We start from the raw sequence: 12,381 nt of genomic DNA, 5'->3' as shown, positions 1-12,381 counted from the left end.
AACCGGAAGTGATGATCGAAATGAACATGACACCGTTAATCGACGTCATGCTGGTACTGATCATCATGCTGATCATCACCATTCCGATCCAGAACCACGCGGTGAATTTGAACATGCCGACCAACACACCGAGTAAGCCGACAGAGCCGCCGGTGGTGATCAACATCGACGTCGACTTTGACGGGACGGTGTTGTGGAATGGTGCGGCGGTGGCGAACCGTAACGAACTGGAAGCGAAGCTGACGGAAGTGGCGACGCAGCCGAACCAGCCGGAGGTGCATTTAAGGCCGAATGCGGTGGTGCCGTACAAGTCGGTGGCGGCGGTGATGGCCTCGGCGCAGCGGCTGGGGGTGACGAAGATCGGGATGGTGGGCAATGAGCAGTTCCTGAAGTAATCTTTGCCATCAGTGATGCGCTTATCCGGCATCATCTCCAACAAAAAAGCAGGGTTGATCCCTGCTTTTTTCATATTCCGTTACCTCGTTTTTCGTCAACAGCACGCATACTGAATTGACTTATGACAGCTTATCAGAAAAGGAAGTTTTCTCTCTCCTTTGCCGCCACATGGCCAGGATATTGGAAATCATCAAAATCAGACTGCATACCCCTGTAATCGCCGGCAAGACCCAGCGAACGACAATCAATACCCATTCCTGCTGATGTACATTCAATTGATGGAACCATGTATCAGCGACCGGCACCAGATACTGGACGATCAAAGAAGGGGATACGACCACAAACCAGGCCATGCCGGCTGCGATCAATATTGCAGTAAAACGTAACCACATTTGCATACGCTGTCTCTCTTTCTGTTTCCGGCAAGGCCACATATCAACCGCCTTATCGACGTCATGTCTGGACAGGGTAAGAGATTCATTCACCCGGCCAGCAGACCTCTTTTGACGTTCATCCCTATTACTTTTTGCTTTAATCCCTGACCGTCGCAGCAGGAATCTCACGCGCCGACCGGATCATCAGATACTGTTTCCGGAATTCCAGCCCACGATCCTGCCATTTGGCAGCGTAAGCGATCAGTGGTTCAGTTGCTGCAGGAAAATCCTCGCCATTCACACGACAATCCACCGCCAGCTTTCCCAGCTGATCCCTGGAGACGAACAGACGCACTCCGAGGAACGCATTGGTCTGCAATAAATCGTGCAACACCGGCATGCACTCGGTGAGCAGACAGCAAGGGCAAAACGGATGTTCTTCGGCTCTTTGAGCCGGTCTGCTGGCGAGATGTGCGACCGGTCCCAAAATCACTTGCCGGGAAGTGGCTATGGTTTCAGGCGCGGCAGGTACCTGAAGCTGAATCATAGTGCATGCCGAGGGCGTCAGGCTGACGGCATCCTGCAGGACAGGAAGATCCATATTGACCCAGTTTTTGAAGGCTTCCTGAATGGCGCTCTCTTCAGAAGAGCCCAGCGCATGCTGGTACTCAGCAATTCCTTGCGGGAAGTAATCTGCATGCCATCCGGCGATTTTGATGCAGATTCTTACCCTGCCATCACCGAGCGCCACCCGTTCCACGGCTTCGGCGGAAAATATCAGGCCGTCCGGTAAACGTACGTGCAGATTCTGTTCCGTTGATTCAAAGGGAATTGCCGCTGTGCGCAATGCCGTCGTCATGGCTGCCAGCAAGGCCGGATCACTGTTGACTGACGGCCTGAACAGCAAATGATCACGCGAGGCCGGAGTAAATTTATTTTTTAACCGCTCAAAAATTGACATAAGGAAGATAAAGAAATTTCTGGCAGGACTGAAACCGCTGCTGCAGTTTTCCAGATACAAGGCTCAAATCCGGCATTGTACTTTTTTTGTGGTTCTGCCGGAAATGTCGCCTGCGGCCAGTTCGCTGACCACAGGCAGGTCACGATCAGTGAATCAGCTGTCCAGATGAGAGATCAGCAAATGACTCAGGCGCGATACTTCCTGCTGCCGGAGATCATCGCTGCCGGGGGCATCCACCGACAATCCGACGGCAAGAATATCGATCAGCAGCAGTTGCAGAATGCGCGAAATCATCGACAGGAAAGTAGAATTATCTTCCGTGTGATTCACAGCCAGACAAACGCTGGCTTTTTTGGCCAGCGGTGACTGATGCGGAGTAATGGCAATCACATCTGCGCCAGCATTGAGTGCGATATCCACGGCGTGCAGCAGTTCCGGCAATTTACCTGAATTGGAAACCACGATCACGACATCTCCGGGATTGAGCAATTCCGCCGCCATCGAAAATAAATGTGCGTCCCCGTAACTGGCCGTGGGAATCCGGAAGCGGAAAAATTTATGCTGCCCATCCAGCGCTACGGCCCGCGCATTGCCCATCGCATAAAATTCGACTTTTTTTGCTTTGCGCAGCAAAGCAATTGCCTGATCGATCGCATGCACTTCCAGCTGATCACGGAAATTCAGAATCGCCGAAACGGTATTATCAATCACCTTGGCGCTCAGATCATGCGTGCTGTCGCTTTTCGTCGGACCTGACTGTGTCTGACCGGAATCGTTCCTGTCAGGCTGCTGGCAAATTTGAGTTTAAAATCCGCCAGCCCGGTAAAACCCAGCGACCGGCAGAAGCGGATGACTGTCGGCTGGCTGACATCCGCCAGACGGGCGATTTCTGCAATCGCTTCATTGAGCACAGTCCGTGGATTTTCCAGCACCAGCGTCGCGACCCTGCGTTCAGCAGGTGTCAGTTCCTGCTGAATTTGCTGTATCCGGTCCATCAGGGCGCTGTCGCCGCTGCGTCCCCGTAAATGCTCGGACAAAATCGCTGAAACGCCGTAAAACGCGGGATTAGGCGTAGTGATGACGTAAGTCGGAATCTGCGCCAGATAAGAGGTAAAGCGTCCTTTGGCCTCAAACCGTGTGCGGAAAGAAGATTGCTTAAACTGTTCGCCCATCAGGGGCACAATACCGCCGCCGATATAGATGCCGCCAAACGCACCCAGCGTCACGGCAAGATTGGCGCTGAAACTGCCCAGCATGCCGCAGAAACATTCCAGTGCTTCTGCGCAAAGCGGGTCGGCGCCGCTCAGGCCGCGCTGCATGATGTCCTGCGCCAGCAGCGCGCCGGTAGTGGACTGGTTGCGATGTGCCAGAGCGCGGTAAATCAGCTCCAGTCCCGGCCCGGAAATTAAACGCTCGGTCGATACATGCGACCATTCCTTCCATGCAAACTGCAGGATCGCGTATTCCCGTTCATCGCATGGCGCAAAATTGACGTGCCCGCCTTCCGATCCAAGTGTCACGAAGCCGTCGGAAGTCGGAATCAGACCAGACACACCGAGGCCGGTTCCCGGCCCCAGCACGCCAATCACCGATTTTGCTACCGGAGAACCACCGCCGACCTGCATCACATCACTGGCCTGCAGCCCCGGCAAGGACATGGCGAGCGCCGTAAAATCATTCACGATCAGCAGCGTATACAAGCCGAATTCGCGCCGGACAGCTTCAATCGAAAACGTCCAGTCACGGTTGGTCATCCGCACATCGTCGCCATCCACCGGATTGGCAATCGCAAAAGCCGCATGATGGATGCGGTTTCCCTGATGCGCATCCAGATAAGCGCGCAACAAAGGCACGATGCCGGAATATTCGTCGCATTTCAGAATCCGCACGGCGGAAAATACGCCGGGCGCTGTCTCCAGCGTGAAGCGTGCATGCGTGGCGCCAATATCTGCGAGTAAGCGCGGGCCGCCGGAAAATCCGGCACCGCCATGTTCTGCTAATGCTTGTTCAGTCATAGTTCTTTGTAGATACTTTCCGATAAGAGCCGGAACAATGACATCCGGTTTCACGCACCCGGGATAACAGGCACATAAAAGCTTTGCAATTTACCACAGCACGGACCACTGATACCATTTTCAATGCATATCAATCAGATAATTTCACGGAAATTTCCGGCCGCTCCTGATCTTTCCATGTCAGCATGATTTTCAATTCCCCGGTGCTGGCATTCCAGTCAAATGCCAGTGGCGTATTTCCTGCAAGTACCCGAACAGGTCTGCTAAGGATATGGTGAATCGTGATCGCGGTTTTTCTGTCACGGGACGGATAATTTTTACCGGTGGTGCAGCTCAATTGCAGGCGTAATGTTCCGCTGGCATATTCACTCTGAAAATACATCACGGCATATTTTTGCTGCGCGACCGAATCGGCTGTTTCGCCATCGTCATCAAACAGCTTGCCGGAAGCATGCGTGACACTGGCGTCATGGTAATAATGCAGATCAAATTCGCTGCCCGAATACTCGCGGGTATTCTGCATCGGCTTTGCCATCGGAATAAACGCACCAGCGCGGACAAATACCGGAATATGGTCAACCACGACCTTCACCCTGCCTGAACTGCCTGCAGCATGTGCCTCACCGCTGTAAAAATCGAACCAGGTACGCTCACCCGGAAAATAGATTTCAGCCTGTTGCTGCCCGGCCTGCAGCACAGGGTGCACCAAAAATTCGCTGCCCCACAGATAGCTGTCTGCCACCGCGCTCAACGCTGGATTTCCCGGCTCAGCAAAGAATAGCGGACGCATCAGCGGCAAACCCGTCTCATGGTTATCGAATGCCAGCGTGTAATTGTAGGGTAATAAGCGGTAACGCAGCTCAATCGCCGCTTTAGCCAGCGCTTTGGTCTTGGCTTCACGAAATACCGGCTCAGAGGCGACTTCTTCCTGCGCATGCGGACGGAAAACCGGCTGGAATACACCATACTGCAGCCAGCGCGCATACAATTCATCGTCCAGATTCGGGCCTGCAAAACCGCCCAGATCGGAGTGCATGTAAGCCATGCCCTGCATACCCATCTGCAGCGCAATTTCCGGCTGCGAGCGCAAGCCGCCCCAGCTGCGGCTGACATCGCCAGACCACGGAATCATGCCGTAGCGCTGCGAGCCGGAATAGCCGGCACGCATCAGGATGAACGGCCGCTCCTGAGGAAAGTCTCGCGCATATCCTTCAGCAATCAGTTTGGCCCATTCATGTCCGTAAATATTATGGACGTCATCTGCGCTGCCGTTTTTATGTTGTAACGCGGCAGGATGCACTTCCGGTTCACCCAGGTCACCCCACCACCCCGTCACGCCTTTGGCTTTCAATGTTTTGTACACATTCCAGAACCAGTCGCGCGCATGTGGATCGAACAAATCAATCAGTCCGGTATGACCGAAATAAAAATCATAGGTGAACGGTTTTCCCTGCTGATCTGTGGCGAGAATTTTCTCGTCAGCCGCTTCTTTCCATCGTCCGGAAGTAGTCAGAATAAATGGCTCGGTAATCAGAATGGTCTTGATTCCCTGCTGCCGGAAATCTGCGATCATCTTTTCCGGCTGCGGAAAATTATCCGGATCAAAGGCGAGATTTCCCATGGTTCCCTTGATCTCTTTTCCAAACCAGTACAGATCAAAAATAATCGCGTCGACCGGTATCTGCTCGGCCTGAAACCGTGCGATCACTGCACGCGCCTCCGCTTCCGAATGATAACCAAAACGGCTGGCAAAATTCCCGAATGCCCAGCGTGGCGGCAAAGGCTGATGTCCGGTCAGGTTGGCGTAACCGGCGCTCAGCTGCTCCCAGCTGTCGCCGGCCATCACCTGATACACTTTTCTGCCGCGAATCGTTTCGTAGGCCAGCGTATTGTTTTTCTGGCTGTCGAGATCAAGATAGCCAATCGCCGCATTGTCAAAGTGAATTCCATACATCCGGGATGACAACACCAGAGGGATGGAAAAATTCATTTGCTCGGAATGTTCCTCGTAACCGTAATGCGCCTTGTTATACAGCGGCAGACGATAGCCACGCCGGTTCATGCCCAGCGCCCGGGCGCCAGCACCATACAATACTTCATCACTGGTCAGGTTGAAATCCAGCCGCTCTCCTGTGGCAATTTTGCTGTAACCCTGCTTTTCTGAAAACAGTAATCTGTTTTTGTAACGGTAACTGATCTGGAACGGACTTTCCTGAATATGGACCGTCATATCGCCAGCCTGATAATCCAGCCCGTCTGCCGTTTTTTTCAGCAATGCCGGAATTTTTTCCGGCTGCAGCACCACCGCATGCGATGCCGGAACCGGCATCTGCTGACCGTGCGGAATGAAACTGGTTTCTATCATCTGCGCAGTATATGGCCGGAACTGATATTCACCATCGTTCGTCACCACGCGCAGCGAATCAGGCTGCTGCTGTATCGTTTGTACTGTCCGGCCGGCATTCTGCGCCAGCGCATGCGTACTGGCGAATGCCAGTAAACCGACGATGCCGCCCAGATACTTCAGGTAATTTTTTTTCTTCATTATTTATTCAGTTCAATCAAAGCGACAGGAAGACGGCTATCAAACCGGACACTTCCATTCACGACTGTTGCCGTCTTTCCGGAGTAAGCATCCCGCACTGAGACGCCATCGTTAAATGCGCCCTGAACCGTGATCACTGAATCCCGGTCTGCGGGTAAATCCAGCGCCACCACGACCTGATCCAGCAGACCCTGCCGGTTCAGCGTCCGTTTGAATGTGTAAGGCTGGGCAGCCATCATCTGATGCACCCCGGCGCCGACTGCGGGATGCGCGTGGCGGAATAAACCGAGCTTTCTCCAGTGCGCCAGAATGTCAGCGACATGCACGTTACCCTGCAAGGGGTTGGCGGCAATCGCATCCCAGTTCATGAATGAACGCAATCTGGCATCGCCGTTTGCGGTGGCGACGTCAATATTTCTCGCTGTTTCATCGCCATAATAAATCTGTGCCGAACCCGGACTCAGCAGCAAGCGGGTGCCGGCTTCCAGCGGTTTCTGACGATGCAGATCAAACGGCCGCTCATCGTCATGTGAGCTGACATAGTTCAGAACCGAATAGCCACTTAATTCACCATGCAGTTTTCCGGAATAACTGCTGAACAGATTTTCGTAAGTCTGGGCGGCATCGTATTTAAATCCGAAGTTAATCAGGCTGTCGAAGCCATAATTATAAAAATTAATCTTCGTTCCGCCGTCCATCGTGAAATACTGGCCGGTTCCGATGCCATATGATCCGACCTCACCGGTCATGAAAAACGCCTGATCACCGGTTTTCTTTGCGGGATTTGCCCTCTTCCAGTCTTCATACGCCTGGCTGGCCAGCTGTTTCAGCTCCTTCCAGACCTGAGGCTCCACATGTTTTGCCGTGTCGGCACGGAATCCGTCAACGCCATATTTCCGGACCCAGTCGGTCTGCCACTTCATCAGGAAATAACGGGGGGCCCGTGGAAACCCGGTGCGGGTAAAAAACGCATCCAGCTCAGCCATCTCCTTGTCGTAACGGCCTTCTGCTTTCCATTTATCAACCAGAAATGCTGGCAGATCGACCTGCGCATCGCTCTCTGTCCGGATATCCGGCAACCCTTTCACCAAAGCACAAGTGACGGTGGTAGGAATGTCCTTATAGGTGCAGACCGGCTCATCACGCACCCAGCTCGCCGGCCACGGAGCATCCTGCGGTGTGACTGGCCCGACATGATTCATGACGATATCCAGCAGAATATGAATGCCATGCGCATGCGCGGTATCCACCAGCTCCTGCATGTCCTGCGCCGTCCCCAGATTAGCATCGACACTGGTGAAATCACGCGCCCAGTAGCCATGGAAAGCATACGACACGCCACTGCCCTCATCCGTGGAGCCGTGAATCTGCTCCACCGGCGGCGTCAGCCAGATCGCATCCACGCCAAGCTGATCAAAATATCCTTCCCTGATTTTTGCCGTAATGCCTGCCAGATCACCGCCCATATAACCCCGCAATTCGGCGGCATCGGCTTTACGTCCATAAGCCAGGTCGTTGCGCGGATCGGCATTATTAAACCGGTCGGTCAGCAAAAAATAGACCGTCGCATTGTCCCAGGAAAAAGGCAGCGTGCCCGCTGCAGCAGGCGTCTGGGCTGGGACGGTCACTGCCGGTAATGCGGATTGCTCCTGGCTGTTTCCGGCACAGGCAGTCAGGCTGGAAAAGGCGGTCGACAGCAATACGCCGGACAAGACGGAGCTGGATAAGAAAGCATTTTTTTTCATCGTGACCTCATACTGAACACTGTCTCATTGCAGAACACAGCCTGATCAGCACATCAGAATTGATATCGGTAACCGTGACGCCAGGCGCGGTAACAGCACCCGGAATCATGGCCATAGTTACTGCGCCGTGGCGGATGGCTCTCTGACCAGCAGCGTCAGCAAGCCTGCCAATACCATGCAAGCGCCGCCAGTCATCAGCGTCTGCACTGTATGGCCCGCGAAAAACTGTTTGGTGATAAAGCCGAGCAGCAGGCCGCTGACAATCTGGGGGATCACGATAAAGAAATTGAACACCCCCATGTAGTACCCCATTTTTTCAGCAGGCAAGGCCGCCGCCAGCAAGGCATAAGGCATCGTCAGGATGCTGGCCCAGGCAATGCCCACACCCAGCATCGGCAACAGCAGCCACATTTTCTGGCTGATGAAGAAAATGCTGATCAGGCTGATACCGCCAATGACCAGACAAAGCAGATGCACCATTTTTTTACTGAACCGGCGGGCCAGCACAGGCAGCAGAAAAGCCGCCAGGGCAGAAGCGCCGTTATACACGGCAAACATCGTGCCCACCCAGTTGCCCGCCTCCTGAAAAGCGGCAGATTGTGCGTCCTGTGTACCAAATACCGTGTCGGCAATCGCCGATGTCGTATAAATCCACATCGCAAACAAGGCAATCCAGGTAAAGAACTGGACAACTGCCAGCTGCACCATCGTGACCGGCATCTGGCCAAACCCTGCCAGAATCTCGCGAAAAGCATATCCGATACCGCCTGTGGCGGACTTCTGTGCACGAAACTGTTCCAGATCCTCCGGTGGCAGTTCATCGCTGCTCAACACCGTCCATAACACGGCGAGAAAATAAATCACGGCACCGGCATAAAATGAATAACGGACCGTCTCAGGAATAGCGCCATTCACCGGCACATTGTTCAGACCGCAGATATCGGAGAAAAAACTTGGCAGCAAAGAAGCGATGACTGCGCCACAACCGATAAAAAACGTCTGCATCGCAAAGCCTGCCGTCTGCTGGGAGGTGTTCAGCTTGTCGCCGACAAATGCACGGAATGGCTCCATCGAAACATTGATCGCAGCATCCATCAGCCACAGCACCATGACCGCCATCCATAAGGCCGTGGAATTCGGCATCATGAACAGCGCCAGCGAAGCCAGCAGGGCGCCAATGAAGAAAAATGGACGGCGACGCCCCCATTTGGGATGCCAGGTATGGTCGCTGAGGTAACCGATCACCGGCTGCACCAGCAGCCCGGTCACTGGCGCTGCCAGCCAGAACAATGGCAAATCATCCGGGCTGGCACCCAGCGTGGAGAAAATCCGGCTGGTATTTGCATTCTGCAAGGCGAATCCGAACTGAATGCCAAAAAAGCCGAAACTCATATTCCACAACTGCCAGAATGACAGTGATGGCTTCTTCATTTTTTCATACATGGTCTGCTGTCTCCGTTTTCATATTTTTTGTATTTCTTGTATTACTCATCTGTCTGATTTTATTTTTTAGATTTTTCAATATTCCTGAACCTGTCTTTCTTGGCCTACTGATGACCTGTCATGCCCTGCTTCCGGAAACATCGCCAACGGCACCGGCGTCTGCGGCGGCAAAATTCGCAGGCGGGATAAAAGCGGACGGACAGCGGGAACCGTCAGCATGGTACTGGCAACCGCCATCAGCAGTAATGCTGTAAATGTTGCGCTGCTGATGATGCCTTTTTCCAGCAACACATTGGAAAAGATAATCATAATCAGTGCCTTCGTCTGCAGCAGCCATGCAATCGCCGAAGCCTCTCCGGGACGCCATCCCAGAATTTTTCCGGCCATTGAAACGCCGGCAAATTTTCCGCCCATTGCCGCCAGCAACAGAATTCCTGCCGCCACGAACACCAGTCCGCCGCCAATCGCCCAGGAGGTTTTGAGTCCGGTATTCAGGAAAAAAACCGGCATCAATACCATCAGCACATGTTCACGGAACAGGTCGAGCTTACTGCGCGAAAACCATTCCGCTTCCAGCACCGTACCGGACAAAAATGCCCCCACCATAAAATGCAGCCCTGACCAGTCAGCACCAAAGCTGCACAACAATAGCCAGATCAGTGTGGTGGCGTAACGGTCTTTTTCATTCAGTCGGACAATCAGACTACGATACATTCTGGCAGCCAGCGCAAACCCGAGCAGGAAAACTGCCTGCCGGCCGACACGGTTCCAGTCCATCAGGATTACTGCCAGCACACCCCAGATCAATACGTCATCCAGGCTGGCATAGCGCAGAATACGCTGACCAAATTCAAGCCGCAAAATACCCAATTTTTCCATCAGCAAAATCAGGATCGGTAATGCCGTGACCGCACATGCCATGCCGATCCCCAGGACAAACTGCCAGTCGCTGGCATGCGCGCCACGCCAGCCGGGCATGCTCAACAGCAGCAATCCTGCCAGCGCTCCGGTCAGCAGCGGCATACCCAAAGCCAGCCCGGCCGTGATACTGCTTTCCCGGCGATGCGTCCAGACTCCGGATAAATTCAGTTCGATCCCGGCCAGCATGACAAACAGCATCACAGCCCAGATCGCAATACCATCCAGAGCACGCATCACGGACGGCTGGAAAATAGTCTGGTAAAACTCCGGAAAATACTGACCGGCGACACCCGGCCCCAACGCAATACCGCATAAGATCTGCACCACGACCAGCGGTGCGAAATCATCGGTACGGCCTATCCGCCAGACCAGATATGGCAATACAAATACCAGCAGCATCGCCAACAGGAAAATTTCGTTCTGACTCATAACCCTTGCTCAGTATGCCTGTTTTCAGGAGCGTGCTGCAGCACAATGCTGCTGAATATATGCCGCATGATCAGGCATAGCGGCGACACAATTCGCAATCACCTGTTTCACGCTCTGCAGATATTGCTCCGTTTCAGAATCCGGCAATAAGTCGGCTAACGGATGATAGGTGGCAGGCTGCAGATTTTGTCCCTCCATCACCTGCAACCAGGCTTCTTCGGCAAACAATTCGTTGTCAATACGCAGCAGGCGGCCATTGTTCCGGTATAGCGCAATTTTTTGTTCAAGGGTCTCAGGCACGCGCATATCGCTGCACATTTTCCAGAAATCCGCATCAGTGCGCTGGTTCACTTTGTAGTGCAGGATCACAAAATCCCTGATCCGTTCATATTCAAAACGAGACTGGCGGTTATATTCATCGACGTCGGTCTGGTTCATCTGCCGGCGCGGGAAAAAAGTAATCAGCCGGGCAATCGCAGACTGGATCAGATGAATGCTGGTCGACTCCAGCGGTTCCAGAAATCCTCCGGACAACCCGATTGCAATCACATTTTTATTCCAGGCCAGCTTGCGCATTCCGGTCTGGAAGCGCAGCATGCGCGGCTCGGCCAGCGCTTCGCCGTCCAGATTGGCGAGCAGCGTTGCCGCCGCCTCGTCATCACTGACATACTGGCTGCAATATACGTGTCCATTGCCGATCCTGTGCTGCAGCGGAATCCGCCATTGCCATCCTGCACGATGCGCAGTAGCGCGGGTATAAGGCAGCAATGCCGGTGCAGGTGCGCACGGCACGGCCAGCGCCCTGTCGCAAGGCAGCCAGTGACTCCAGTCTTCATAACCCGTCTGCAGGCACTGCTCTATCAGCAGTCCGCGAAAACCGGAACAATCAATGAATAACTCAGCACCGATCTGTTCGCCATTTTCCATCACCAGATGCGTCACACTGCCATCTTCCTGGCTGGTGATGCAGCGTGTGACTTTACCTTCGGTACGGCGCACACCGCGGCTTTCAGCAATGCCGCGCAGATATCGGGCATACAGGCTGGCATCGAAATGATAAGCGTGAGCGATGTCATTGACCGGAGAGTTTTCCACATCCTGCCTGGCTGGCATGAATTTGTTCGACTTTGCCGCCATGCGGGTAATAGAATAAGCCGCCAGTTCATCGGCTTTGCCTGAGCGGCGCATTTTTTGCCAGTATTGGTCAAAATTCACTGTCCATAAATCCTGACCGATCTTGCCAAAACCATGCATGTAACGATCGCCGGTTTTCCCCCAGTTGACAAATTCAATACCCAGTTTAAAGGTGCCCTGGGTCTGTCTCAGAAACTCGTTTTCATCGATACCTAATACCCGGTTAAAACGCTGTATCATCGGAATCGTGGCTTCGCCCACACCGACGATACCGATCTCGTCCGACTCCACCACGCGGATGCTGACCTGGCCACGCAAAACCGTCACCAGTGCTGCGGCTGTCATCCAGCCAGCCGTTCCGCCGCCAACGATCACCAGTTCTTTCACCATCGGATTATCCATCGCCATCCTCACTCCG

The 12,381-nt window shown here is 53.6% G+C and carries 8 protein-coding genes and 1 pseudogene; 1 reads left to right on the top strand and 8 read right to left on the bottom strand.

What is annotated here, in order from left to right; all coding sequences use genetic code 11:
* A partial coding sequence (locus H8K27_RS04480) for an ExbD/TolR family protein (protein WP_222610574.1) occupies window positions 1-395 on the top strand: 395 nt, incomplete at its 5' end.
* 120 nt (window positions 396-515) lie between these two features.
* Here H8K27_RS04480 and H8K27_RS04475 read toward each other — a convergent pair.
* The 8 genes and pseudogenes from H8K27_RS04475 to H8K27_RS04440 all read right to left on the bottom strand — a co-directional run bounded on the left by H8K27_RS04475 (window position 516) and on the right by H8K27_RS04440 (window position 12,365).
* Complete coding sequence (locus H8K27_RS04475; protein ID WP_186861964.1) at window positions 516-881, bottom strand: hypothetical protein; 366 nt, start codon at window positions 879-881, stop codon at window positions 516-518.
* A gap of 46 nt (window positions 882-927) precedes the next feature.
* The gene (locus H8K27_RS04470; protein WP_186861963.1) at window positions 928-1,731 is read right to left on the bottom strand and encodes a DUF6348 family protein; all 804 of its coding nucleotides are present in this window, start codon (window positions 1,729-1,731) and stop codon (window positions 928-930) included.
* 153 nt (window positions 1,732-1,884) lie between these two features.
* Window positions 1,885-3,746 (bottom strand): annotated as a pseudogene (locus H8K27_RS04465) (glucokinase).
* 130 nt (window positions 3,747-3,876) lie between these two features.
* Complete coding sequence (locus tag H8K27_RS04460) at window positions 3,877-6,291, bottom strand: glycoside hydrolase family 31 protein (RefSeq protein WP_186861962.1); 2,415 nt, start codon at window positions 6,289-6,291, stop codon at window positions 3,877-3,879.
* Complete coding sequence (locus H8K27_RS04455; RefSeq protein WP_186861961.1) at window positions 6,291-8,036, bottom strand: alpha-amylase family glycosyl hydrolase; 1,746 nt, start codon at window positions 8,034-8,036, stop codon at window positions 6,291-6,293. Before H8K27_RS04455 ends, H8K27_RS04460 begins: the two co-directional genes overlap by 1 nt.
* A 117-nt stretch (window positions 8,037-8,153) precedes the next feature.
* Entirely contained in the window at window positions 8,154-9,467 is a 1,314-nt protein-coding gene (locus tag H8K27_RS04450; protein WP_230418861.1) for an MFS transporter, read from the bottom strand.
* An 87-nt stretch (window positions 9,468-9,554) separates the two neighbouring features.
* Entirely contained in the window at window positions 9,555-10,829 is a 1,275-nt protein-coding gene (locus H8K27_RS04445) for a cation:proton antiporter (RefSeq protein ID WP_186861960.1), read from the bottom strand.
* 24 nt (window positions 10,830-10,853) lie between these two features.
* The gene (locus H8K27_RS04440) at window positions 10,854-12,365 is read right to left on the bottom strand and encodes a tryptophan halogenase family protein (protein WP_186862028.1); all 1,512 of its coding nucleotides are present in this window, start codon (window positions 12,363-12,365) and stop codon (window positions 10,854-10,856) included.
* Window positions 12,366-12,381: the final 16 nt, after the last annotated feature.

It is taken from the genome of Cognatundibacterium griseum, assembly GCF_014284195.1.
Taxonomy (GTDB): Bacteria; Pseudomonadota; Gammaproteobacteria; order Burkholderiales; family Burkholderiaceae_D; genus Undibacterium; species Undibacterium griseum.
Note: the sequence above shows the minus strand (reverse complement) of the source record. Positions and strands in the feature narration are given on the sequence as shown.

Excerpts from the sequence above, each read along its gene's own strand:
- H8K27_RS04455 (WP_186861961.1), bottom strand. The coding sequence starts at position 8,036 with ATGAAAAAAAATGCTTTCTTATCCAGCTCCGTCTTGTCCGGCGTATTG.
- H8K27_RS04440 (WP_186862028.1), bottom strand. The coding sequence starts at position 12,365 with ATGGATAATCCGATGGTGAAAGAACTGGTGATCGTTGGCGGCGGAACG.
- H8K27_RS04450 (WP_230418861.1), bottom strand. The coding sequence starts at position 9,467 with ATGAAGAAGCCATCACTGTCATTCTGGCAGTTGTGGAATATGAGTTTC.
- H8K27_RS04445 (WP_186861960.1), bottom strand. The coding sequence starts at position 10,829 with ATGAGTCAGAACGAAATTTTCCTGTTGGCGATGCTGCTGGTATTTGTA.
- H8K27_RS04460 (WP_186861962.1), bottom strand. The coding sequence starts at position 6,291 with ATGAAGAAAAAAAATTACCTGAAGTATCTGGGCGGCATCGTCGGTTTA.
- H8K27_RS04470 (WP_186861963.1), bottom strand. The coding sequence starts at position 1,731 with ATGTCAATTTTTGAGCGGTTAAAAAATAAATTTACTCCGGCCTCGCGT.